Annotated in this window: 18 protein-coding genes; 12 read left to right on the forward strand and 6 right to left on the reverse strand. The window is 72.8% G+C overall.

Translation table 11 applies throughout. From position 1 onward, the window contains the following. The first annotated feature begins 64 nt into the window (after positions 1–64). Together EFJ44_RS05255 and EFJ44_RS05260 are read left to right on the forward strand one after the other, a co-directional pair. Positions 65–1,324, forward strand: a complete 1,260-nt coding sequence (locus EFJ44_RS05255; protein WP_125256162.1) for a multidrug effflux MFS transporter — start codon at positions 65–67, stop codon at positions 1,322–1,324. Positions 1,325–1,379: 55 nt separating this feature from the next. Beyond that, the gene (locus EFJ44_RS05260; protein WP_125256163.1) at positions 1,380–3,341 is read left to right on the forward strand and encodes a M1 family metallopeptidase; all 1,962 of its coding nucleotides are present in this window, start codon (positions 1,380–1,382) and stop codon (positions 3,339–3,341) included. A 4-nt stretch (positions 3,342–3,345) separates the two neighbouring features. On the opposite strand, the gene EFJ44_RS05265 is transcribed toward EFJ44_RS05260, so the two are convergent. From EFJ44_RS05265 to EFJ44_RS05275, 3 genes are read right to left on the reverse strand one after another with little or no spacing between them, the layout of a single operon-like run. Continuing rightward, a complete protein-coding gene (locus EFJ44_RS05265) occupies positions 3,346–4,404 on the reverse strand; it encodes an FAD:protein FMN transferase (RefSeq protein ID WP_125256164.1) in 1,059 nt (352 codons plus the stop codon). Positions 4,405–4,442: 38 nt separating this feature from the next. Further along, positions 4,443–6,443, reverse strand: coding sequence for a TonB-dependent receptor (locus EFJ44_RS05270; RefSeq protein WP_125256165.1), 2,001 nt, complete (start codon positions 6,441–6,443; stop codon positions 4,443–4,445). Beyond that, positions 6,443–7,831 carry a glutamate ligase domain-containing protein gene (locus tag EFJ44_RS05275; protein WP_125256166.1) on the reverse strand — a complete coding sequence of 463 codons (1,389 nt, stop codon included), beginning with the start codon at positions 7,829–7,831 and terminating at the stop codon, positions 6,443–6,445. Before EFJ44_RS05275 ends, EFJ44_RS05270 begins: the two co-directional genes overlap by 1 nt. Before the next feature lie 64 nt (positions 7,832–7,895). Here EFJ44_RS05275 and EFJ44_RS05280 point away from each other — a divergent pair, with 64 nt between their 5' ends. The 3 genes from EFJ44_RS05280 to EFJ44_RS05290 are packed head-to-tail and all read left to right on the forward strand — an operon-like array spanning position 7,896 to position 9,714. Beyond that, positions 7,896–8,720: an LD-carboxypeptidase gene (locus tag EFJ44_RS05280; RefSeq protein WP_125256167.1), complete on the forward strand. Its 825-nt coding sequence runs from the start codon at positions 7,896–7,898 to the stop codon at positions 8,718–8,720. Continuing rightward, positions 8,717–9,463 (forward strand): SAM-dependent methyltransferase, encoded by a 747-nt coding sequence (locus EFJ44_RS05285; protein WP_164511861.1) that lies wholly within the window; start codon positions 8,717–8,719, stop codon positions 9,461–9,463. Before EFJ44_RS05280 ends, EFJ44_RS05285 begins: the two co-directional genes overlap by 4 nt. Positions 9,464–9,510: 47 nt before the next feature. After that, positions 9,511–9,714 (forward strand): hypothetical protein, encoded by a 204-nt coding sequence (locus EFJ44_RS05290; RefSeq protein WP_125256169.1) that lies wholly within the window; start codon positions 9,511–9,513, stop codon positions 9,712–9,714. A 3-nt stretch (positions 9,715–9,717) separates the two neighbouring features. Here EFJ44_RS05290 and EFJ44_RS05295 read toward each other — a convergent pair whose 3' ends face one another. Both EFJ44_RS05295 and EFJ44_RS05300 read right to left on the reverse strand, forming a co-directional pair. Next, a complete protein-coding gene (locus EFJ44_RS05295; protein WP_125256170.1) occupies positions 9,718–11,163 on the reverse strand; it encodes an AMP nucleosidase in 1,446 nt (481 codons plus the stop codon). Between the two features lie 91 nt (positions 11,164–11,254). Next, positions 11,255–12,109 carry an alpha/beta hydrolase gene (locus EFJ44_RS05300; protein ID WP_125256171.1) on the reverse strand — a complete coding sequence of 285 codons (855 nt, stop codon included), beginning with the start codon at positions 12,107–12,109 and terminating at the stop codon, positions 11,255–11,257. A gap of 170 nt (positions 12,110–12,279) precedes the next feature. Here EFJ44_RS05300 and EFJ44_RS05305 point away from each other — a divergent pair, with 170 nt between their 5' ends. Next, on the forward strand, positions 12,280–12,570 hold the full coding sequence (locus tag EFJ44_RS05305; RefSeq protein WP_125256172.1) for a hypothetical protein: 291 nt from the start codon (positions 12,280–12,282) through the stop codon (positions 12,568–12,570). A gap of 59 nt (positions 12,571–12,629) precedes the next feature. On the opposite strand, the gene EFJ44_RS05310 is transcribed toward EFJ44_RS05305, so the two are convergent. Further along, positions 12,630–14,696, reverse strand: coding sequence for a S9 family peptidase (locus EFJ44_RS05310; protein ID WP_125256173.1), 2,067 nt, complete (start codon positions 14,694–14,696; stop codon positions 12,630–12,632). Between the two features lie 112 nt (positions 14,697–14,808). Between EFJ44_RS05310 and EFJ44_RS05315 the strand changes: the two genes are divergently transcribed. From EFJ44_RS05315 to addA, 6 genes are read left to right on the forward strand one after another with little or no spacing between them, the layout of a single operon-like run. After that, complete coding sequence (locus EFJ44_RS05315; protein ID WP_125256174.1) at positions 14,809–15,645, forward strand: GNAT family N-acetyltransferase; 837 nt, start codon at positions 14,809–14,811, stop codon at positions 15,643–15,645. Then, positions 15,642–16,106 carry a tRNA (adenosine(37)-N6)-threonylcarbamoyltransferase complex ATPase subunit type 1 TsaE gene (tsaE, locus tag EFJ44_RS05320; protein WP_125256175.1) on the forward strand — a complete coding sequence of 155 codons (465 nt, stop codon included), beginning with the start codon at positions 15,642–15,644 and terminating at the stop codon, positions 16,104–16,106. Before EFJ44_RS05315 ends, tsaE begins: the two co-directional genes overlap by 4 nt. Beyond that, the gene (amgK, locus tag EFJ44_RS05325) at positions 16,093–17,181 is read left to right on the forward strand and encodes an N-acetylmuramate/N-acetylglucosamine kinase AmgK (protein ID WP_125256176.1); all 1,089 of its coding nucleotides are present in this window, start codon (positions 16,093–16,095) and stop codon (positions 17,179–17,181) included. The genes tsaE and amgK overlap by 14 nt, the downstream gene beginning before the upstream one ends. A gap of 17 nt (positions 17,182–17,198) precedes the next feature. Beyond that, positions 17,199–17,888, forward strand: coding sequence for an N-acetylmuramate alpha-1-phosphate uridylyltransferase MurU (gene murU, locus EFJ44_RS05330; RefSeq protein WP_125256803.1), 690 nt, complete (start codon positions 17,199–17,201; stop codon positions 17,886–17,888). Beyond that, positions 17,885–20,953, forward strand: a complete 3,069-nt coding sequence (gene addB / locus EFJ44_RS05335; protein ID WP_125256177.1) for a double-strand break repair protein AddB — start codon at positions 17,885–17,887, stop codon at positions 20,951–20,953. The genes murU and addB overlap by 4 nt, the downstream gene beginning before the upstream one ends. Continuing rightward, entirely contained in the window at positions 20,950–24,378 is a 3,429-nt protein-coding gene (gene addA / locus EFJ44_RS05340) for a double-strand break repair helicase AddA (protein WP_125256178.1), read from the forward strand. Before addB ends, addA begins: the two co-directional genes overlap by 4 nt. Positions 24,379–24,412: the final 34 nt, after the last annotated feature.

Raw genomic sequence — 24,412 nt, forward strand, 5'->3', positions numbered from 1 at the left:
CCGGCGGACTTTTTTGCAGGCGCCGGAGGTTGCGGACCGCGACGGGCGGCCGCATCTGGCCCGGATGACCGTCGACGCCTCCTCCGCCTCCCCGCCTGCGAAGCAGGGGCCGGGCTTTCCCGAGTTCGTGGCGCTGGTCGCCTTCCTGATGGCGCTGAACGCGCTGGCGATCGACGCCATGCTGCCGGCCCTGCCCGCCATCGGCGAGGCGCTGGGCGTGGCGCGCGAGAACGACCGGCAGTGGATCATCACCGCCTATCTGCTGGGCTTCGGCGTGGCGCAGATCGTCTATGGGCCGCTGGCCGACCGGTACGGGCGCAAGCCGATCCTGATGCTGGGGGTGGGGCTGTACGTCGCCTTCGCGGCGATGGCGGCCTTCGCGCAGACGTTCGAGATGCTGATCGTCGCGCGGCTGGGCTGCGGGCTGGGCGCGGCGTCGCTGCGGGTGCTGGCGGTGTCGATCGTGCGCGACCGCTATGAGGGGCGGACCATGGCGCGGGTGATGAGCCTGAGCTTCCTCGTCTTCCTGGGCGTGCCGATCATCGCGCCCAGCGTCGGGGCGGCGATCCTGACGGTGGCGCCCTGGCCGTGGATCTTCGGCGTGCTGGCGATCTCGGGCGCGGCGGTGATGCTGTGGGCGGCGATCCGGCTGCCGGAGACGCTGAAGCCGGAGGACCGGCTGCCGATCCGCGTCGGGCGCATCGCCGGCGCCTTCCGCGAAGCGCTGACCGAGCGGCAGTCCGTCGGCTACACCCTCGCCATGACGGCGATCACGGGGGCGCTGTTCGGCTTCCTGAATTCGTCGCAGCAGGTGTTCGCCCACGTCTTCGACGCGGAGGCGGCGTTTCCGCTGGTGTTCGCGGCCATCGCCTCGGGCATCGCGGCGGCCAGCCTGCTGAACGCCACCTTCGTGGAGCGGTTCGGGAGCCGGATGCTGTCGCACTGGGCCCTGATCGGGTTCACGACGGTGGCGGCGGTCCACGCCCTGATCTCGATGGCGGGGCACGAAACGATCTGGATCTTCGGCGTGCTGCAAGGGCTGACGATGTTCTGCTTCGGCTTCGTGGCGGGGAATTTCGGGGCCATGGCGATGGAGAAGATGGGCCACATCGCCGGCACGGCCAGCTCGGCGCAGGGCTTCATCTCGACCACCTTCGGCTCCATCGCCGGCTTCCTGATCGGCCAGCAGTTCGCCGGCACGGCGACGCCGATGATCCTGGGCGTCGCGACGTGCGGCGCGGTGGCGCTGGCCTGCGTGTTCTGGGCCGAGCGCGGGCGGCTGTTCCAGGCCCATCACGCGAGCGTGCGGACGGCCGAGTCTTGACCTTCGGACGGTGGCGGGGCGTGATCCGCGCCCCAATGCCCGTGGAGTTCCGCCCATGCCCGTCCGATCCCTGCTGCTCGCCGGCGCCTGCGCCGTCGCCGTGTCCGGTTGCGCCCAGCTGTCGTCGATGACGCCGGGCGCGACGCCGGAGGTCCCCCCGGCGACGCAGCCCGCGCGGCCGGTGCAGTGGGTGCGCGACGTCCACTCGTACGCCCGGCCCGAGATCGCCCACGTGACGCACGTCGATCTGGACCTGAGCGCCGACTTCGCCGCGAAGTCGCTGTCGGGAACGGCGACGCTGGACGTGGTCGGTCAGGCGGGCGCGACCGAGCTGATCCTGGACGTGCGCGACCTGGACGTGCGGGCGGTGCGCGACGCGCAGGGCGCCGACCTGGCCTTCGGGATCGGCCCGGCGCAGGAGTTCGTCGGCAGCGCCTTGACGGTCGACATGCCGCCGCTGGCCGCCGGCGAGACCCGCAAGGTGGTCATTTCCTACGCGACCCGGCCCGAAGCGGCGGCCCTTCAATGGCTGACGCCGCAGCAGACGGCGGGCGGGCAGAAGCCGTATTTGTTCAGTCAGGGGCAGGCGATCCTGACCCGGACCTGGATCCCGACGCAGGACAGCCCGGGCATCCGCCAGACCTGGTCGGCCCGCATCGTCGTGCCGTCGGAGCTGAAGGCGGTCATGAGCGCCGAGATGCTGACGCCGGACGGCGAACCGGCCGGAGACGGCCGCACGGCCTACCGCTTCCGCATGACCAACCCGGTGCCGCCGTATCTGATCGCGCTCGGCGTCGGCGACGTCGCCTTCGAGGCCATCGACGAGCGCACCGGGGTCTGGACCGAGCCGTCGCGCCTGCACGCCGCCCATGACGAGCTGGCCCCGACCGCCGAGATGGTGGACGTGGCCGAGGCGCTGTACGGCCCCTATCGCTGGGGCCGCTACGACCTGCTGGTGCTGCCGCCGTCCTTCCCGTTCGGCGGGATGGAGAACCCGCGGCTGACCTTCGCCACGCCGACCATCATCGCGGGCGACAGGTCGCTGGTGGCGTTGGTGGCGCACGAGCTGGCGCACAGCTGGTCCGGCAATCTGGTGACCAACGCGACCTGGGACGACTTCTGGCTGAACGAGGGCTTCACCGTCTATTTCGAGAACCGGATCATGGAGGCCGTCTACGGCCCCGAACGCGCCATGATGGAGCAGGTGCTGGGCTGGCAGAGCCTGGAGGCCACCATCGCCGACCTGCCGCCGGCGGACACCCGTCTGAAGCTTGAACTGGAGGGCCGCGATCCGGACGAGGGAATGACGGACGTCGCCTATGAGAAGGGCGCCTTCTTCCTGCGCACCATCGAGCGGGTGGTCGGCCGCGAGCGCTTCGACGCCTGGCTGAAGGGCTATTTCGAACGCAACGCCTTCGTGCCGATGACGACCGAGATGTTCCTGGAGGACATCCGCGCGCATCTGATCAAGGGCGACCAGCAGCTGGAGGCCCAGCTGATGATGGACGCCTGGATCTATCAACCCGGCCTGCCGTCGAACGCGATCGCGCCGACGTCGGACGCCTTCGTGCCGGTCGACGCGGCGGCCAAGGCGACCTTCGTCGACGGGGCGCCGCCGCCGCGCGCCCTGTGGGACGGCTGGAACACGCAGCAGCGCCAGCGCTTCCTGGCGTGGCGGCCCGAGGGTCTGCAGGCCGGCGCCGACTGGCTGACCGCCGCCCAACTGGCGGCGCTGGACGAGGCGCTGGACCTGTCGGAGGAAGGCAACGCCGAGGTGCGTTTCGCCTGGCTGCAGATCGGTCTGGCGCACCGGTACGAGCCGGCGGCGGTCAGCGCGGAGCAGTTCCTGCTGTCGATGGGCCGGCGCAAGTTCGTCCTGCCGCTGTTCACGACGATGTGGGCCGAAGGCGACTGGGGCCGGGCGCTGGCGACCCGCATCTATGCCAAGGCGCGGCCGCTGTACCACCCGATCACCACGGGCAGCGTGGACGCGGTGGTCGGACGGCCGGCAGGCTGAGCGATCAGCCTTCGCCCGCCATCGCCTCGGCCGCGGCGGTCAGCTTGACTGTGCGGCCGCGGGGATCGTCGTTGGTGAAGACGGCGGCGACCTTCATGGCCTCGGCCCATTCGAAGCCCTCGTAACGGCCCATGACCATCAGGGCGGTCGACAGGGCGTCGGCGCGGGTGGCGTTCGGATGGAGCACGGTGACGCCAACCGTGTCGACGTCGATGGCGCGTCCGGAGCGGCCGTCGATCAGGTGGGAGATCACCCGCCCACCGTGGCGGAAGCCCTTCCGGAAGACCGTGGCGGTCGAGACCGCCAGATCGTGGCAGGCGACGACCAGCGGGCGGGTCGCCGGGCCCGGAAAGGGCGGCAGGGCGACGGACCACGGACGCCCGTCGGGGCGGATGCCGCGCGCCTTCACGTCGCCGTCGAAGTCGATCACGTGAGAGGTCGCGCCCATGCCCGTCAGGCGGCGCGACAGGCGCTCAAGCGCCAGACCCTTGGCGAGGCCGGACAGGTCCAGCTTCATGCCGCCGGGCTGGACCGCGGCGCGGGCGGCGCGGTTCAGACGCAGCTTCGTCCAGCCCGAGACCTCGACCGCCGCCGCGATCTCCGCGTCCGTGGGCGTGGGGGTCAGGACAGGGCGGCGACCGCCGGGGCCGAAGCCCCACAGGTCGGACAGGGCGCCGATCGTCGGGTCGAAGGCGCCCGCGGTGTCGTCGCCGAGATCCAGTCCGGCCATCAGGGCGTCCCACAGGGTCTCCGACAGTTCCCACGTCCCGGCCGGGGCGGCGTTGAAGCGGCTGATCTCGCTGGCCGGGGACCAACGGCTGAACACCGCCTCCATCTTCGCCAGTTCGTCCTTGCAGGCCTCCAACAGGTCGGGCGGGGCCACGGTCGAGGGCACGACGACCTGCGCCCGCCAGCCGGCGCCGAAGGCCTGGTCGGCGAGGTCGTACATCGGCCCCTGGGGCGGCGGAACCGGCGCGCTGGTCACGCGGGGGATCAGGATGCGCGGGGGCCGGGCGTCCGCGGGGGCGTCGGGGGTCGGGGCGAAGGGGTCGAGTTCGTTCACGGCTCCCGAATGCCCGTCCGACGGCCGGGCGGCAAGCCTCACCAGCGGCGCGACACGCCGACCCACAGAGTGCGGGGCGGGGCGTAGGAGGCGACGCCCGTGCCGGTCTCGGCGGTTTCCAGATCGGCGTCGGTCAGGTTCAGGGCCTCGATCCAGACCGCAGTCGGACCGAAGGCGCGTTCGACGCGGGCGTCCAGCGTCAGTGCGGGTTCGAGGATGCGGGAGTTCAGATCGTCGTCGAAGCGGCGGCTCTCCCATCGGGCGTCGACGGACAGGGTCCAGTCGGGGGCGAAGCTCCAGTCGGCGGCGGCGGTGGCGGACCAGATCGGCGCCTGGGCCGGGCGCAGGCCGGTCAGCCGGGGCTCGGCGGCGCCGCCGTCCACGCGGGCGTCGGTGGCCGACAGTGCCGCGCGAAGGGTCAGGCCGTCCGCCGGACGCCAGGCGGCGTCGAGCTCCAGACCCATGGCGTCGATGGTGCCCGCGTTGCGGCGCTGGCGCAGGACCCCTCCGGCCGGGACGAAACCCGCGACCGGGAAGGTGCCGGGACCGGCGCCGACGGTCACGTTTACGATGGCGTCCTCGACCCGGACGGCGAAGGCGGTGGCGCGCAGGTCCAGCCGGGCGGTCTCGCGCGCCAGGCCAAACTCGACGCCGGACAGGCGCTCGGGCTCCAGCGCCGCGTTGGCCTCGGTGATGTCGTTGCCGACGCGGAAGGGGCGGTGCAGCTCGTTCAGCGTGGCCGGACGGAAGGCGGTGTAAGCGGCAGCGCGGGCCGACCAGCCGGGCGCGATCTGACGGCGGACGCCGAGGCGGGCCGAGACGACGTCGCCGGAACGGTCGGGCGAGGGGCTGTCGAGCGTCGGCGCGCCGGTCAGGGCGTCGGCCTCGCGCCTGAAGCCGCCGGTCGCCTCCCAGAGGTCGAGGCGCAGGCCGCCCGCGACCAGCCAGGGGCCGGCGGTCCATGATCCTTCGGCATAGGCGCCGACCACCGAGGTTTCGCCGCCGGCTTCGCGAGTGCGGGTGAACTGGCCGCCCATGAAACGGAAGCGCTCGTTGGTCTCGCCCTCGGCCGTGCGCGCGTCGAGGCCCAGCTCGCCCTCGAGGCCGCCGCGCCGGACGCGCCAGGCGGCGTTGAGGCCCCAGGCCTCGGCCGGGGTGGCGAACTGCTCGGCGGCGGGGGTGGTCGAAGACCGGTCGGCGGCCACGGCGGCCGATGAGTTCTGGAGATCGGACGTGCCGCGCCACAGCTGCACGCGCCAGCCGGACGCCCCTGTCGTCGGCGCGCGGGCGGCGGTCAGGGACAGGGCCGTGCCCTCGGTCGTGGCGCGGGCGCCTTCGAGACCCGAGCCGCGCGCCTCGCGGAAGGCCGAGGCCCTGGCGGAGATCAGGACGGACCCGGCGGGCAGGTCGAAGCGCAGGGAACCGGAGAGGGCGTCGAGGTCCAGCGGCCGGTCGGCGGCGCCGCGGTCGGGCGCGCGGACGGGGACGTGACCTTCGGTGCGCTCATGCCCCGCCGTGGCGACCCAGCGCAGGGGACCGAGGTCGCCCGCGCCGGAGGCCGCGACGCGGGCCGAGCCGCGCTGTCCGATCGCGGCGGTGAGCGCACCGCCTTCGTCGCGCTCGCGCAGGATGACCGCGCCGGTCAGGGCGCCGGCGCCCCACGGACCCGTGCCGCCCGAGCGGACGACGTCGAGGCCGGACAGGCCCTCGACCGGCTGGCGGCTCCAGATCACCCAGCCGCCGAAGGGGTCGTTCAGCGGCACGCCGTCCAGCGTCACCAGGGCCCGGCCGGCGCCGGTGGGCGCCACGGCGCGCAGGGACAGGCCCTGGGTCGTCGGATTGGCGGTCAGGCTGGTGTTGCGTCGGAACAGGCCGACGGCGGGAACGGCGCCGAGGGCCTCGTCCAGCCGGGCCTCGCCGTCCAGCGCCTCCTCGCCGATGCGGGTGATGGAGAAGGCGGCGTCGCCGGCGGCCGGCGGCAGGCGCGGGGCGGTGACCACGACCTCGTCGACGACGGTGACCGGCGGATCCTGAAACATCAGGCCAGGCGGCCCAGCAGGCTCTCGGCGAACTCAGTCAGCGTGTCGTCGCGCGCGCCCATGACGACGATGCGGTCGCCGGCGCGGGCGAGGCCCAGCAGGCGGTCCGCGGCGGCCTCGCGCGAGGCGACGACCTCGGCCGTTCGGCCGGAGGAGGCGAGGGGCCCGATCACGACCTCCGAACCCACGCTGCGGTCCGTGGTTCCGCCGTAGTAGACGGGCTGCGGCATCATGACGACGTCGTCAGGGGCCAGGCCCTGATCGAAGGCGGCGGCCAGTTCGGCGCCCATCAGCTTCAGCGGGCCGTGGCCGTGCGGCTGGAAGAAGACCAGCAGGCGGCCGGGGAAGTCGCGCAGGGTCTTCAGCGTGGCGGCGATCTTGTCGGGGTTGTGGGCGAAGTCGTCGATGACGGTGACGCCGCCCGCCGTGCCGACGACCTCCAGCCGACGCCGGATGCCCGAGAATCGCGACAGGGCCTCGGCCGCGTCGGCGGGGTCGACGCCCAGCGCCATGGCGGCGCCGACGGCGGCCAGCGCATTGGCGACGTTATGGGCGCCCGGGGTCTTCAGGGTCACGTCGACCGGGGTCCGCCCGCGCGCCGTCAGGCGGAAGGCGGCGCCGTGGGGCCGCGGCTCCAGGGCGTCGGCGAACAGGACGGCGGACGGATCGGTCAGGGAGAAGGTGACGGCGTCGGGAAACCCGGCCGCCAGCGCCGCCGTGCCCGGATTGTCGAGGTTGATCACCAAGCGCCCCGCGCGCCCGGCGAAGCCGCCGAACAGGCCGTGCAGCTCCTCCAGCGACTTGTGGTCCAGGGCCACGTTGTTCACCACCGCGACCGTGGCGTCGTAGCGGGCGATGGAGCCGTCGCTCTCGTCCACCTCGGCGACGAACAGGTCGGGCGAGCCGACGCGGGCGCTGGCGAAGGGGTTGGAGGGGTCCGAGACGTCCTTCATCACCGCGCCGTTCATGACGGTGGGGTCGCGGCCGGCGTCGGCGAGGATGCGCGCGATCATGCCGGTGACGGTCGACTTCCCCGAGGTGCCGGCCACGCCGACGGAGGTGTCGGCCGCGTTGAACAGGCGCGACAGCAACTCGGGCCGGGTCAGCAGCGTCGCGCCGACGCGGCGGGCGGCGGCCACGTCGGGCACGGTGTCCTCGATGGCGCCCGACGCCACGACGATCTGGTCCGGAGACGTCACGCCGGAGCCGTCCTGCGGGTGCAGGGCGAAGCCCCTGCCTTCAAGCCAGGCGAACTTCTCCGGGGTGCGGCCCTGGTCCCGGCTGCGGTCGGAGCCCTCCACGCGCGCGCCCGAGGCGGCGACGATCAGCGCCAGCGGCAGCATGCCGGACCCGCCGATGCCGCAGAAGAAGTAGGAGGCTTGATTCATGAGGGCGAAACCGGGGAGGGTCGAGGACGGCCTGACCTAGCATGCCGAAGAGCGCGGACCACAGATGAAGATCGGCATCGTCAACGCCAGCTCGCGCTTCGACCCGGACCGGGCCGAGGCGATCCAGGCCTGGTTCGCCGAGCATCTGCCCGACCGGTCCGTGCAGGTGGTCTTCCACCCCGCCACTTTCGGCAAGCACGGCCATTTCGGGGGCGACGACCGCAGCCGGGCCGAGGCCTTCGTGGAGTTCGCCAACGATCCGCGGCTGGACGCGGTCTGGTTCGCGCGCGGGGGCTACGGCGCGTGCCGGATCGCCGAGGCGGTGCTGCCCCGGCTGGGCCCGGCGGCGAAGAAGAAGCGGTATCTGGGCTATTCCGACGCCGGCAGCCTGCTGGCGATCCTGTACAAACACGGCATCGGGCGGGTCGCGCACGGGCCGATGGCGTCGGACGCGGTGAGGAACGACCCGACGGCCATCCGGGCGCTGAACTGGCTGAAGTCGGGCGACGCGGAGGGCTGGGAGCCCAGCCTGCATGAGGATCCGCGCCCGGCCGTGGCCTTCAACCTGTCGATCCTCGACGCGCTGGTCGGCACGGCGCTGGAGCCGGATCTGACCGGCCACGTGCTGATGCTGGAGGACGTGTCCGAGCCGATGTACCGGATCGACCGGATGATGTTCCACGTCACGGGGCAGGCGAGCATCCGCAGGGTGGCGGGCATCCGCATGGGACGGGTCTCGGCGGTGGTCCCGAACGATCCGGACTTCGGCCTGACGGCCGAGGAGATCGCCCGCTACTGGTGCGAGCGGTCGGGCATTCCGTATCTGGGCACTGCCGACATCGGGCACGACCGGAACAACAGGATCGTGCCGTTCGGACCGCGGGGGTGAGGCGCAACTTCCACCAGATCGCCTATGCGGCGCTGGAGGTCTGCAACGCGCTGGAGCGGGCGGATCTGGCCGCTTGCACAGCGCGGACCGGGCTGGGCGAAGGCGCGCGGGCGCTGGAGATCGGGGCGGGCAACGGCGAGGTGTCCGTGCTGCTGGCGCGCGACTTCGGCATGACGGTGGACGCGGTGGAGCTGGACTGGGGCATGGCGGCGCTGGCGCAGGCGCGGATCGACGCGGCGGGCGTGAGCGACCGGGTGACGCTGCACCGGCTGCGGTCGGACACGGTGCTGGCCGACCTGCGGGGGCTGGACCTGATCTGCGTCATCGGCGCGACCGAGCCGACGGGCGAGGGCGTGCGCGAGCCGCGCGCCATGCTGGAGGGGCTGAAACCGCACCTGCGGGACGGCGGCTGGGTGATCTGGGGCGACCTGTTCTGGAAGGACGAGCCGCCGGCGCCGCTGCGCCAGGTGATGGAACTGACCAACCTGTACGCCACCCACGACGGCTGGCAGGCCGCCGCGCGCGAGGCGGGCTACGAGGTGGTGTCGGCCGGGGCGTCGTCCGACGAGACCTGGAACCGCTATCTGGCCGCCATGGACGCCGCCGCGCGCGACTGGATCGCCGCCAATCCGTATGCCGAGGAACGCCGCATGGTCGGGGCCTCGGCCGACCGGGTGAAGTCCATGTTCGACTTCGGCCGGCCGTGGCTGGGGTTCGGACTGTACCTGTTCCGCAAAGCCTGACCGCAGAAACGGCGCGCCACGGCGCCCGGATGGGCTATAGCCGCAGAATGACCCCTACCGAACGCCTCGAGGCCCTGCTCGACCTCGCCGACCCGGAGCGCACCCCCACCGCCGGGGGCATCCGCCGGCTGATGGTGCTGGGGCTGGCCGAACCCGCAGGCAAGACCGGCGCGCGGCTGACCTCGGCGGGCTGGAGCGAACTGGGCGAGCCCGGCCGCGCCTTCCGCGGCCACGGCCCGCTCAGGGTCTGAACTTCACCGGAAGGGCGGCTCGTCGAAGGCGCGAAGCTTGCGGCTGTGCAGGCGCTGGCCCTCCTGACGCAGCAGGTCGACGGCGTGGATGCCGATCTGCAGGTGTTCGGAGATCGAGCCTTCGTAGAAGCGGTTGGCCTGGCCGGGCAGCTTGATCTCGCCGTGCAGGGGCTTGTCCGACACGCAAAGAAGCGTCCCGTAAGGCACGCGGAAGCGATAGCCCTGGGCGGCGATGGTGGCGCTTTCCATGTCGATGGCGACGGCGCGGCTCTGGTTGAAGCGCAGCGCCGACTTCGTGTAGCGCAGCTCCCAGTTCCGGTCGTCGGTGGTGACCACGGTGCCGGTGCGCAGGCGGCGCTTCACCTCTTCGCCCGGCATGCCGGAGACGACCTTGGTGGCGTCGTAGAGGGCGCGCTGGACCTCGGCGATCGACGGGATCGGAATGTCGGGGGGCAGGACGGCGTCCAGCACGTGGTCGTCGCGCAGATAGGCGTGGGCCAGGACGAAGTCGCCGATGGTCTGGCTGGGTCGCAGGCCGCCGCAATGGCCGATCATCATCCAGACGTGCGGGCGCGTGACGGCCAGGTGGTCGCAGATCGTCTTGGCGTTGGACGGGCCGACGCCGATGTTGACCAGGGTGATGCCCTCATGTCCCGGCGCCGTCAGGTGATAGGCCGGCATCTGGTGCTTCTTCCAGGCCGCGTCCATGACGGCGGCCTCGGGATCGGGCGTGTCCCGGTCGATGACCACGCCGCCGGCGCAGACGAGGCTCTGATAGGGGCTGTCCGGGTCGCGCAGCTGGGCCATGGCCCAGCGCACGAACTCGTCGACGTAGCGGTTGTAGTTGGTGAACAGGACCCAGGACTGGACCGCCTCCACCGGCGTCCCGGTGTAGTGGCGCAGGCGGGCCAGCGAGAAGTCGGTTCGCAGGCCGTCGAACTGGGCCAGCGGGAAGTCCTCGCCCGGGGCGAACAGGCCGTCGGAGATCTCGTCGCCGATGTGGGCCAGGTCGGTGGTCGGGAACCAGCGGGCGATGGCGGCCGTCTGGGTCCGGTCCAGCACCACGTCGGACCCGTCCAGCACATAGGGGAAGGGGATTTCCTGATCCGACGGCTCGACCTCGAAGGTCGCGCCGTAGTCGCGGGCCAGAAGCGAGAGCTGCTCGGTCAGATAGGGCCGGAACAGGTCGGGGCGGGTGACGGTGGTGGAGTAGACGCCGGGGCGCGACATGCGGCCGTAGGCGCGGGCTTCCAGATTGGCCGGCCGCTCGCCGAACCAGGTCACCTTGAGGCGGGGGTAGGCGAACAGTCCGTTCGCGCGGGCCTCTGCGTCGGCGCGTTCGCCGGTGTCGAGGAAGGTCTTCACCGCCGCGCGCAGGTTGGCGACGGATCGTGCGTAGAGGGTTTCAAGGCGGTCCAGCGCCGCCGATGCGTTCATCTGTTCTGTCATGGCCTCCCTTAACGGAGGAACGTGACCTTGGCGAGACGGGGCTCCCTTGTGCCCTACCGCTCGCCGCGCGGCGGCTCGCTGCTTGAGGGCGTCAACGCAGGGTGCGCCTGAAGAAGCTCGTGACGTCCGCCAGCACGGGCGCCTTCTTGCGGAACATCGGCGAGAAGGTCGCGATCAGGTCGGCGTGATTCAAACCCTCGTAGAGTTCGGCCTCGACCGGAGCGCCGACGGCACGCAGGCGATCGCGCAGGATCTCGGTGTCCTCGGCATGGACCACGACGTCGTCCGTGCCGTGGCCCAGCCAGACGGGCGGGGCGTCGGCGCGGGCGAAGGTGACGGGCTGGGTCAGCGTCGGGTCGGGCGCGCGGCCGAAGGCGTTGACCGAGGCCGCCACGTCGAAGGGCAGGAATTCGTAGGGACCGGCCAGGCCCGCGGCGGCGCGGATCAGGTCGGGACGGTCGACGGCGGCCATGTAGCGGCGGTCGAGCGTGATCATGAGCGCCAGATGTGCGCCGGCGGAGTGGCCCGCGACGCCCAGACGCGCGGGGTCTCCGGCGTGATCGGCCGCGATGCGGCTCACGGCCGCAGTGGCGGCGGCCGCGTCCTCGACGAAGGCGGGGAAGTGAACCTGGGGCACGACGCGATAATCGGGCAGGGCGACGAGGAAGCCCTGCGCCGCCAGCGCCTGCGCCGCCCAGCCGTAGTGGGCGCGGGAGCCGGAGTCCCAGCCCCCGCCGTAGAAGAAGACGATCGTCGCCAACGGCCGCGGCCGATCGTGCGGGGCGTAGAGATCGAACCTCTGCCGCGGGTCGTCGCCGTAGGCCAGGTCTCGGGCGATCCGGCCGGCGCCGCGGTCGCGCGGGCCGAGCGCGTTCAGCGCCGCCAGCGGCGAGCAGGCGGCGGCGAGCGAGGCGAGGGCGGAAGCGAGGACGGCGCGACGGGTCATGGCGGGGAGATACGGGACCACCAACGGCCCGGCCGCGTCCCTCACTCCATGAAATTTCCACGTCATTTGAGTCGGCTGCGGAATAGTTGTCGTAAAAGCTTTACATCGACGCAGATCGGCGCATTCTTCCCTCCGAACCCTGACCTTTTTCGAGCTGTGGAGGCGTGCTCATGATCCGGAAATTCACCTCGTCCCTTGTCCTGGCCGCGACCCTCGTGGCGGCCTCGAGCCCCGCGCTGGCGCTGACGTCCGATCCCCTGACCAAGGCCGTCATGATCTGCGGTCAGGACCAGATGACCGCGCGCAGCTATGAGCGGACCTATGGCGAGCGGCCGGTCTTCATGACCGCGCGTCAGGTGCTGGAGGCCGACAAGGGCTGGGAGGCCCCGCGCTGCATGAGCGAGCGCGAATACGCCGAACTGGTGCGCGTCAACGAGGCGCGGGTCCGCGCCGCGCGCTGATCCCCGGACCGGATGAAACAGGGGCGGAGCCGCGGGCTCCGCCCCTTTCTCGTGCCCGGTCACTCGGCCTTGAGGTGCTGGTCCAGCCAGCCGAAGACCGTCTGGTGCCATTGCAGGCTGTTGGCCGACTTCAGCACCCAGTGGTTCTCGTCCGGGAAGACCAGCAGGCGGCTTTCGACGCCGCGGCGCTGGAGGGCGTTGAAGGTCGACAGGGCCTGGGTGGTGGGCACGCGGAAGTCCAGGTCGCCCTGGATCACCAGCATCGGCGTGGACCAGTTCTGGACGTGGTTGGCCGGGTTGAACTTCTGATAGTTCTCCGGGACGTCATAGGGCGTTCCGCCGTTCTCCCACTCGGTGAACCACAGCTCCTCGGTGGCGTAGCCCATGCCGAAGGTGTCGAAGATGCCGTCGTGGTTGACCAGGCACTTCCACGGCTCTTTCCAGTTCCCGGCGATCCAGTTGACCATGTAGCCGCCGTAGGACGCGCCAAGCGCGCAGGCGCGGTCGCCGTCCAGGAAGTCGTAGGTCGACAGGGCGTGGGCCCAGCCCTTCTGCAAGTCCTCCAGCGGGCGGTCGCCCCAGTGGCCGGAGATCGAGTCGGTGAAGGCCTGGCCGTAGCCGGTGGAGCCGTGGAAATCGATCATGACCACGGCATAGCCGGCGCCGGCGTAGCTCTGGGGGTTCCAGCGATAGGACCAGGCGTTGCCGAACGAGCCCTGCGGCCCTCCGTGGATCAGGAAGGCGACCGGGGCCTTCTCGCCCGGGGCCAGACCGGCGGGCTTGATGACGTAGCCGTGGACCGTCTCGCCGTTCCAGCCGGGGAAGGTGAACTGTTCGGCCTCGCCGAAGGTCTCGCCGGCCAGTTGCGGGTTCACGCGGGTGATCTGGCGCGGCATTTCGCGGCCGCGGTACGTCTTGAACCAGAGCTCCGCCGGGGAATCGAGCGCGTCGCGCGAGAAGACGAAGCCGGTCGGCGTCAGGTCGAAGGCGCCGACGTGGCCGGGGCCGGTCATGGGCACGACGTCGCCGGAGCGCACGTCGATGCCGAACAGACGCGTCTGGCCCACGTCGCCGGCGGTGACGTAGATCGTGCGCCCGTCCGGCGACCACTGCAGGCTGTCGGCCGAGCGGTCCCAGTCCGTGGCGATCTGGCGCGTCCGGCCCGTGGCCACGTCCATGAGGGTGACGACGTAACGGTCGGCCTCGAAGCCCGGGCGGGCCATGGCGCGATACGCCAGCGTCCTGCCGTCCGGCGAGAAGACCGGGCCGGCGTCCCAGGCGTCGTTGGCGTCGGTCAGGTTGGTGAAGGTGCCGGAGCCCGACAGGTCGGTGCGCCAAAGGTCGAAATTGGTGCTCCACGGCTCGGTCTTGCCGGCCGCGCGGGCGGAGAAGACGACGCCCCGGCCGTCGGGCGTGAAGGTGAAGTCGCCCTCGTCGCCGAAGGGCTTGGACGGGGTGTCGCCGTCGAAGCCCTTCGTGACCCAGACGGCCTCCCCGGCCCGACCGTCGGCGCCGATCGGAGCCACGAAGACGTGGTTCTGCGTGCCGTCGTTCCAGGTGTCCCAATGGCGTACGAAGACGCGGTCGTAGACCCTGCCGGTCGACTTCGAGGCCGCTTCGGCCTCGGTCTTCGCCACCGAGCAGGCCAGGTCGGCGCAGCCGGGGTGGACGGCCAGGGCCACGGCGACGCGGTCCCCGGCGGGGCTGAGGCGGTAGGTCTGGACGTCGACGGGCAGGTCGGTGACCTGCGCGGCGGTGGCGCCCTGATCGGCCGAGACCCAGACCTGGCTGGAGCCCGAGCGGCCGGAAAGGAAGTACAGCTTGCCGTCCGACGCCCAGCGCGCGGTGTTGGCCCCGCCGTCGGAGATGGCGAGTCGGCGCGGCTCGCCCTCGCCCGACACCGACTGGGCGTACAGGCTGGAGACGCCGCGGTTGTTCGGCAGGTCGGTGGCGCGGACCGAATAGATCACCGTCGCGCCGTCGGGCGAGACCTGCGGATCCGACAGGCGGTTGACCATGATCAGGTCGTCGTAGGTGAAGCGGTCGATCTCCTGCGCGACGGCGGGGGCGACGGCCCCGAGCGCAAGGGCCGCGAGGGCGGCGGAGAACAGAAGCGCGCTGCGCATGGGCATACTCCGATGGCTGTCGGGGGAGGCGTAGCACGGCGCGCTCGACGGGGTCAGCCCCGGCCGTCGAAGCCGCTTGCCCGGCCGCGCGGGAGCGGCGACAACCGGGCCGATGCCGAACGCCTCGCCCCATGTCGTCGACGTCCTGATCGCCGAGCGCGCGCCGCGGCTGACGGGGTCGTGGACGTGGCCGCTGGTGCGGCCGGGACTGTACCGGCTGCTGGGCTATCGGCAGGCGCGGCGCATGGCCGACATGGTCGCCGACAGCCCGGGCCGAATCGCCCTGGAGCAGGTGTCGGACCTTCTGGACCTGAAGGTCTCGGCGCTGAACCTCGACCGCCTGCCGACGCAGGGGCGCTGCGTCGTCGTGGCCAACCACCCGACCGGCATCGCCGACGGGGTGGCGGTGTTCGACGCCGTCCGCGAGCGGCGGCCCGACGCCATCTTCTTCGCCAACGCCGACGCCCTCAGGGTCTGCCCGCGGCTGGCCGAGACGGTGATCCCGGTGGAGTGGGTGGTCGAGAAGCGGACGCGGGAGAAGACGCGGGCGACGCTGGAGGCGGCGCGGGCCGCCTTCGAGGCAGAGCGGTGCGTGGTGCTGTTCCCCGCCGGGCGGCTGGCGCGGATGGAGGACGGGGCCCTGACCGATCCCGAGTGGGCGCCCACCGCGGCGTCGCTGGCGCGGAAGTACCGGGCGCCGATCGTGCCCATCCACGTGTCGGGGCCGTACAGCCGGCTGTTCCACTTCTTCAACCGCTTCTCGGCCGAGCTGCGGGACGTGACCCTGTTCCACGAACTGCTGAACAAGCGGAAGAAGCCGTTCCGGCTGATGGTCGGCAAGCCGATCCCGCCGGAGCGGCTGGACGTCGACGCCGGCAAGGCGACCTATGCGCTGAAGGCCTTCGTCGAGCGGGTGCTGCCGACCCAGCCGGACGCCGACTTCGCATGAGGATCCGGCTGGCGGACGAGGCGGCGACGACGGCGCTGGGGCGGGCGATCGCGCCGCTGGTGCGCGCCGGGGACGCCGTGCTGCTGGACGGCCCGCTGGGCATGGGGAAGTCGACGCTGGCCCGCGGCCTGATCCGGGCGCTGGCGGGCGAGGACGTGGACGTGCCCAGCCCCACCTTCACGATCGTGCAATTCTACGAGACCGCGCCGCCCGTCGCGCACTTCGACCTGTACCGGCTGGAACGCGAGTCCGAGGCCGCCGAGATCGGGCTGGACGAGGCGCTGGACTTGGGCGCGGCCCTCATCGAATGGCCGCAACGTCTCGGAGAGGATCCGGACGCCTGGCTTGGGCCCGACCGGCTGACGATCCGGCTGGCGGAAGACGGCGCAGGACGCGTTGCGACCGTTTCCGGCGCAGGGCGGTGGGAAGAGGCGATGAAGGAGATCCATGTCCGATCGTGAAGCCCTGCGGCTCGACTTCCTGAAATCCGCCGGTTTGTCAGGGGCGACGCGCGCGCCGCTGCCCGGCGACGCCTCGACGCGCCGGTACGAGCGGCTGACCACCGCGTCGGGGCAGACCCTCATGCTGATGGATCAGGCGCCCTCGGCGGAGAGTCCGCCCTGCGACCCGTCGTGGACGCCGGAGCAGCGGAAGGCGGCCGGCTGGAACGCGACGGCGCGCCTGTCGGCCGGCCGCATCGAGGCCTTCACCGCCGTGGCCGAGCACCTGCGCCACGCCGGCCTGTCGACGCCGGAGGTGATCGCGGTGGACGCCCCGAACGGTCTGGCGGTGATCGAGGACTTCGGCGACGACCTTTTCGCCAGGGTGATCGAAGACGGCGAGCCGCAGGCGCCGCTGTATCTGGCGGCGGTGGACGCGGTGGCGCGGATCCACATGGCGGCGCTGCAGCCGCCGGTGATGCAGGGGCCGGGCGGGGACTGGCCGCTGCAGACCTATGACGCCACGGCGCTGCAGGGCGGGGCCGACCTGTTCGTGGAGTGGTGGCCGAAGTTCCGTCCGCAGGTCGACTTCGGGCGGGCGGCGCTGGACGAATGGGCGGAGGCCTGGGCCCCGGTCGCGGCCATGGGCGAGGCCAAGGCCTGGACCATCGCCCACCGCGACTATCACGCCGAGAACCTGATCTGGCTGCCGGAGCGGACGCACCACCGGCGCGTCGGTCTGATCGATTTCCAGGACGCCGTGCTGGCGCATCCCGTGTGGGATCTGCACTCCCTGCTGCAGGACGCGCGGCGGGACGTGCCGCCGGAGCTGGAGGCCGTCTGCTTCGACCACTACTGCGACGTGGCGCTGGTCCCGCGCGAGGAATACCGCGCCGACTACGCCGCGCTGGCGGCGCTGAACGAGGCGCGCATCCTCGGCGTCTTCGCGCGGCTGATCACGCGCGACGGCAAGCCGCGCTACGCGCAGTTCATGCCCCGCGTGTGGGCGCATCTGGATCGCAACCTGCAGAAGCCGGGGCTTGAGAAGGTCTCCTCCTGGTTCGCCCGGCACGTGCCCGTGGAGGCGCGGCTGTGACCGCCCCGAAGACCGCCATGGTGCTGGCCGCGGGGCTGGGCACCCGGATGCGGCCGCTGACGGACGACCGGCCCAAGGCGCTGGTCGAGGTCGGCGGACGGGCGCTGATCGACCACGTCCTTGATCGGCTGGCAGAGGCGGGCGTGGAGCGGGCGGTGGTCAACGTCCACTGGTTCGCCGACCGGCTGGAGGGGCGCCTGAGGGCGCGCGGGCGCGGGCCCGAAATCGTGATCTCCGACGAGCGCGCCGAACTGCTGGAGACGGGCGGCGGGCTGAAGAAGGCGCGGTCGCTGCTGGGCGACGACCCGGTGTTCGTGACCAACATCGACAGCGTCTGGATCGATCGGGGCGACGCGCTGGGCGACCTGGTCCGCCTCTGGGATCCCGACCGCATGGACGCGGCCCTGTTGCTGGCGCGGCGCGAGGGCTCGATCGGGTTCGAGGGGGACGGCGACTTCTTCCTCGCCGACGACGGCCGGCTGACGTTCCGCGGCGAGGCGACGTCCGCGCCCTATGCCTACATGGGCGTGCACGTCACGCGGCCCGGCTATGCCGATCAGGGGCCGGACGGACCCTTCTCGCTGAGCCCCCTGTGGCGGAAGTCGGCGGCGGAGGGGCGGCTGTTCGGCTGCGTGCTGGACGGCGACTGGATGCACGTAGGCGACCCGCAGGCCCGCGACGAGGCGGAGGCGCGGCTCAAGGCATGAGCCAATTCGACCCCTTCTCCGGCCCGGCTCCCCGCTGGTTCTCCATCGACGCGCACCGACCGTTTCTGGAGGATCTGGCCGACGGGGTGCTGGCGTGGCTGGGCGAGCGGGACCCGGAAGCCCTGTCGGACGCGGTGGTGCTGCTGCCCAACCGGCGGGCGGCGCGGGCGTTCTCGGAGGCGCTGGCGCGAAGGGCGGGAGACCGGGCGGTGCTGCTGCCCGAAGTGCGGCCGCTGGGCGACCTGGAGGAGGACGAGCCGCCGTTCTCGCCCGGCGACGTCGGCCTGGACCTGCCGCCGGCCATCGACGCGCGCGCACGGCGGTTCGAGCTGGCGCGGCTGATCGTCGAGGAAGACCTGCGGCCCGGCCTGACGCCGGTGGGGGCGCTGGGTCTGGCCGACGCGCTGGGCAAGTTTCTGGACTCCTGCCAGATCGAGGAGGTCGAGGACCTGTCGAAGCTGGACGAGATGGTGTCCGGCGACCTGGCCCGGCACTGGCAGGAAAGCGCGAAATTCCTCCGGCTGGCGACCGAGCGTTGGCCGGCGCGGCTGGCTGAACTCGGGATGGTGGACCCGGCGTGGCGGCGGTCGAATCTGCTGCGCCTGCTGGCCCAACGCTGGACGGAAAGCCCGCCCGGGCGGCCGGTTCTGGCCGCCGGCTCGACCGGCACGGCGCCGGCGGCTGCGGCGGTGCTGAAGGCCGTGGCGGCGGCGCCGCGCGGGGCCGTGGTCCTGCCGGGGCTGGATCGCGAGATGGCTGCGGCGGTGTGGGACGCGGCCACGGAGGACGCGCAGCATCCGCAGCACGCGCTGGGCCGGCTCCTGACGGCGGCGGGGGTGGCGCGCGGGGACGTCCGGCCCTGGTTCCGGCCGGAGATCGAACCCGCGGCCGACCGGAGCGGCCGGGCGCGGGGGCGAGTGTTGTCCGAGGCCCTGCGTCCCGCCGACACGACCGGCGACTGGCGCGACGCCATCGCCCAGCTGCGCGAGGACTGGTCCGGCGAGTCGGGCGCGGACCCGGTGGCCCTGGGGCTGGAGGGTCTGTCGGTCGTCACCGCGCGCAACGAGGAGGACGCCGCGGCCGCGATCGCCCTGATGATGCGCGAGACGCTGGAGACGTCGGGCCGCACCTGCGCCCTCGTCACCCCGGATCTGGACCTGTCCCGACGCGTGTCGGCGCGGCTGCGACGCTGGGGTGTGATCGCCGACGTCTCGTCGGGCGCGCCGCTTCCGCGCACGCCGGCGGGGCGGCTGCTGTCGCTGGCCGCGCGGGTGCTGGCCGAGCCGCTGGATCCGCAGGCGCTGCTTGGGCTGCTGAAGCACCCGGGCGTGCGGATCGACCTGGGAGACGTGGATTTCGTCACGGCGCGGCGGGGGCTGGAGGCGCACGCCCTGCGCGGGCCGCGACTGCGGGACTTCGCGAGGGCGCGTGCGGCCCTGCTGAAGGCGCGATCGCCGCGCGACGACGGGCGCGAGGCGTCGGAGACGACGGTCGCGCGGGTGCGGGCGGCGGAACTTCTGCTGGACCGGATCGAGACCCTGACCGGCGCGGCGCGGGCGGTTTTCGCGCCGAGCGCGCGGCTGGACGAGGCGACGCGGGCTCTGACCGGCTTCGTGGAGGCCGTCGCCGGGCTGGACGCCTGGGCCGGCAACGACGGCGAGGCGGCGGCGGCGCTGCTGGCCGGGCTGATCGAGCACGGCGCGCCGCTGGGCGAGGTGGAGCCGAAGGCGTTCGCGCGGCTGCTGACCGATCTGGCGGGGGAGGAGACGGTGCGGTCGGGCGACGCGACCCATCCGTCGTTGCGCATCTTGGGCGCGGTCGAGGCGCGGCTGGTGCGGGCCGACCGGGTGATCCTGGCAGGGCTGGAGGAAGGGACCTGGCCGGGCGCGGCGCCGACCGATCCTCTGCTGTCGCGGCCGATGCGCGCGGCCGTCGGCCTGCCGCCGCCGGAGAAACGGCTGGGGCAGACCGCGCAGGACTTCATCCAGGCCGCCGCGGCGCCGGACGTCGTTCTGGTCGAGCGCGAACGCAAGGGGGGACAGCCGGCCGTTCCCAGCCGCTGGCTGTGGCGGCTGCGCATGCTGGCGCGGGGGGCGACGCATGGCGACTGGACGGTGACGTTGCGGGCCGATGCGGCGACTGCGGCGCTGGCCCGGGCGCTGGACGCGCCGTTGGCGTTCACGCCCGCGAGCCGCGCCCGATACGCGCCGCCGGTGGAGCGCCGTCCGCGCGAACTGCCGGTCACGGCCGTCGAGCGCTGGGTGCGCGATCCCTACGCCGTCTATGCCCGTTATGTGCTGGGCCTGCGCGAGCTGGAGCGGCCGGGGCGGTCGGCCGAGGCGCTGGCGCGGGGGACGGCGGTTCACAAGGCGCTGGAGCGGCTGGTGCTGGCCTGGCCGGAGGTTCTGCCGGAGGACTGCGAGGCGATCCTGCACGACCTGCTCGTCGAGGAGCTGACTTCGGCCGGATTCGACGAGGCGGCGATGGCGCGAGAGGGGCCGCTGGCGCGGAACTGCGCGCGGACCCTGGCCCGGCTGGAGGCCGACCGGCGCGCGAGGGGGATCGAGGTCCGCGTCGAGCAGACGGTGCGGCATACATTCGCCGCGCCGTTCGGTCCCTTCACGGTGACGGCGAAGGCCGACCGCATCGAGGTGTCGGCGACCGGAGCGGCGGTCATGGACTTCAAGACCGGCGGCATCCCGTCGAAGAAGCAGATCGAGGCCGGGTTCAGCCCGCAGCTGACGCTGACCGGCGCCATTCTGGCCGAGGCGGGATTCGCGGACGCGCCGGCGGTCGACCCGGAGGAGCTGACCTATGTCCGCGTCACCGGCCGGGACCGGGCCGACGAGGTCTGCGTGCGGGCGGCGGGCGCGGAGGCGGTGGCCCTGTCGCAGGCGGCGCTGGCCGGGCTGAAGGCGCGGGTCGAGAGGTTCGACGATCCGGAGACGCCGTACGTCAGCTGGGTCGCACCGCAGTTCATGGGCAATTTCGGCGGCAACTACGACCATCTGGCGCGCGTCTGGGAGTGGCACGTGGCCGGCGGCGGCGAGGGGGAGGAGGCATGAGCCGCCCGCAGCCCGATCCCGCCCAGCGCCGCGCCGCGGACCCCACCGCCAGCGTCTTCGTGGTGGCGAACGCCGGCTCGGGAAAGACCTCGACGCTGGTGGATCGCACGGCGCGCCTGCTGCTCACGGGGACGAAGCCGGCCGAGGTGCTGTGCGTCACCTACACCAAGGCGGCGGCCGCCGAGATGCAGAGCCGGCTGTACGACCGGCTGGGGCGCTGGGCCATCATGGCCGACGCCGAACTGCGCGCCGAACTGGCCGCTCTGCAGGGCGTCGACGAGGCGGGACTGCGGGTGTCGACGCGCCGGGCGCGGACGCTGTTCGCACGGGCGCTTGAGACGCCGGGCGGGCTGAAGATCCAGACGCTGCACGCCTTCTGCGAGCAGTTGCTGCGGCGCTTCCCGATCGAGGCGGGCGTCGACCCGGGGTTCGAGGTCCTGGACGACGTGGCGGCGGCGGAGCTGTCGAAGGCGGCGCGCGACGAGCTCGCCCGGCATGCGCTGGCCGACGCCGACGGGCGGGTCGGACGCGCCTATGCGCATTTCGCCGTGACGCTGGACTGGGAGGCGTTCCAGGGCCTGCTGGGCCGGATCGAGGGCGACCGGGAAGTGCTGACGGCGTGGCTGGACCGGATCGGACGGGGCGAGGCCGACGGGCCGCGCGCCGCCTTCGGCGCGCCGGCGGCGACGCTGGCGGAGCACCATGACGGCTTCATGCGGCGGATGGACCGGGCGCGCTGGCTGGCGCTGGCGGATGAGGTGGCGCAGGGGAGCGCGAACGACGGCAAGTGCGCCGACCGCATGAGGGCCGCCCCCTGGACCTTCGAGGGCCTGGCGGGGGTCTTCCTGACGTCGGGCAAGCGGCGGGCGTCGATCGTGACGGGCAAGTGCCCGCCGGCCGCGAAGGCCGAAATGGAGGCGCTGGACGTCGCCTACTGGCAGGCCGTGGAGGACGCCCGGAAGATCCGCACGGCGGAGGAGACCGAGCACGTGCTGGCGCTGGCCGGCGTGCACGCGGCCTTCTACGAGGCGGCCAAGAGGGCGTCGGGCGCGCTGGACTTCGCCGACCTGATCGCCTCGGCGGTTCGGCTGCTGACGGTGAAGGCCGACGCGGCCTGGGTGCTGTTCAAGCTGGACGGGGGCATCGACCATGTGCTGATCGACGAGGCCCAGGACACGGCCCCGGAGCAGTGGGAGATCCTGCAGGCGCTGACCGAGGGCTTCTTCGCCGGCGCCGGGACGGCCCGGGGCGACGGGCCGCGCACGGTGTTCGCCGTCGGCGACGAGAAGCAGTCGATCTATTCCTTCCAGGGGGCCCGGCCCGAGCGGCTCCGGCAGGAGAACCAGCGGTACCAGAGGCTGGCGCAGGAGGCCGGTCTGCCGTTCGAGCCGGTGGAACTGCACACCTCGTTCCGGTCGACGCCCGAAGTGCTGGGCTTCGTGGACCGGGTCTTCAACCTGCCGGGCTCGCCGACGCGGCTGGAGGCGCTGATGGGGGCGGGGGACTTCAGCGTCGAGCTGGAACATCTGGCGGCGCGGTCGGAGCACCGCGGCGCGGTCGACCTGTGGGACCTCCATGAGGAAGGGCCGGCGCCGGATCAGGGAGCCTGGGACGCGCCGCTGGACGCCGCCCCGCGCGAGAACGCCCGCAAGCTGCTGGCGCGCGATCTGGCCGCCGACATCCGTCGGCAGGTCGAGGCGGGCGTGGCGGTTTACGGAAGGGACGGCGAGCTGCGGCCGTGCGGGTACGGCGACTTCCTCGTGCTGGTGCGCCGGCGCGACGCGACGTTCGAGGAGATCCTGCGCGGGCTGAAGGCGGCGGGCGTGCCGGTGGCGGGGGCCGACCGGCTGAAGCTGTCGGAACACGTGGCGTTCCACGACCTGCGGGCTCTGGCCCGGTTCGCCCTGTTCCCGCACGACGACCTGACCGTGGCGGAGATTCTGCGCGGGCCCTTCTGCGACGTGTCGGAGGCGTCGCTGTTCGATCTCGCGGGGGCCGAGGCGAAGCGTCCGGGGCTGTGGGCCCGTCTGACGGCGCGGGCGGGCGAGCGGGCCGAGTGGGCGCATGCGCTGGACCTGCTGTCGGCGACGCGGGACATGGCGGACAGGGACGCGTTCGGCTTCTTCTCCGGCCTGCTGAACCGGGTGGACGGACACGGGCTCACCGGCCGGGTGCGGATCCTGAACCGGCTCGGCGCCGAGGCGGCGGAGGCGATCGACGAGACGCTGAACCTGGTGCTGGCGGGCGAGGGGCGCGGCGCGGTCGATCTGGAGACGGCGCTGGCGCGGATGGAGACCGCCGAGGTCGAGGTGAAGCGCGAGCTGGAGGGCGCGCACGGACAGGTGCGGGTCATGACGGTGCACGGGGCCAAGGGGCTGGAGGCGCCGGTGGTGGTCCTGCCGGACACCACAGGCGTGCCGGGCGCGGGGCGCGGGGCGCCGCTGCTGCCGTTCACGCTGGCGGACGGAAGCGAGGGACGCATCCTGTGCGCCTCGTCGAAGGTCGAGGACTGTCCGGCGGCCATGGAGGCGCGCGCGGCGCGGGACGCGCGGACCCAGGCGGAGACCCTGCGTCTGCTGTACGTCGCCCTGACGCGGGCCCGCGACCGGCTGGTGGTGATGGGCCGCGTCGCGGCGGGCCGGACGCCGGCGGCCGGCAGCTGGCGCGAGGTGATCGCGGAGACGTTCGACCGGCTGGACGGCGTGCGCGATCTGGAAGGCCCGCGGGACATGAAGATCCGGCGCTTCGGCTTCGACCCGCAGACGCTCGGCGCGGCGAAGGCGGCCGGGCCGGCGTCGCCGGCCGTGCCGGACTGGGCGAGGCGCGCGCCGCCGGCCGACGTGCTGGCGCGGCCGTCGTCGCCGTCGCGGCTGGAGGGGTCGATCCGCCTGCCGGCGCCCTCTCCGCTGGCCACGGCCGCGGGGCCGGGGGCGCCTCTGGGACGGTTCCGGCGCGGCGACCTGATCCACCGCCTGCTGGAGCGGCTGCCGGACGTGGAGCCCCTGCGGCGCGAGGCGACGGCGCGGCGGATGCTGGCGCGCGAGCCGGATCTGGATCAGGCGCGGATGGACGAGATGGTCGGCGCGGCGCTCGGCGTGCTGGACGACGACGTCTTCGCCGAGGTGTTCGGCCCCGGGTCGCGCGCCGAGGTGGCCGTGGCGGGCAAGGTCGGCGGGCTGACGGTGTCGGGCCGCATCGACCGTCTGGCGATCACGCCGGACCGCGTGCTGGTGGTGGACTTCAAGACCAATCGGCCGGCCCCGGACCGCATCGAGGACGCCGACCCCGCCTATCTGACGCAGATGGCGCTGTACGTCGCGGCGCTGAGAACGGTGTGGCCGGGGCGGCGGGTCGAGGCCGCCCTGGTCTGGACCGACGGGCCGCGGCTGATGCCGATCCCCGACGCGCTGCTGGCGAAGGATTGAACGCGGCCCGATTCGCCCCACATCATGGCCGACC

The sequence above is a fragment of the Brevundimonas fluminis genome, assembly GCF_003934285.1.
Lineage (GTDB): Bacteria > Pseudomonadota > Alphaproteobacteria > Caulobacterales > Caulobacteraceae > Brevundimonas > Brevundimonas fluminis.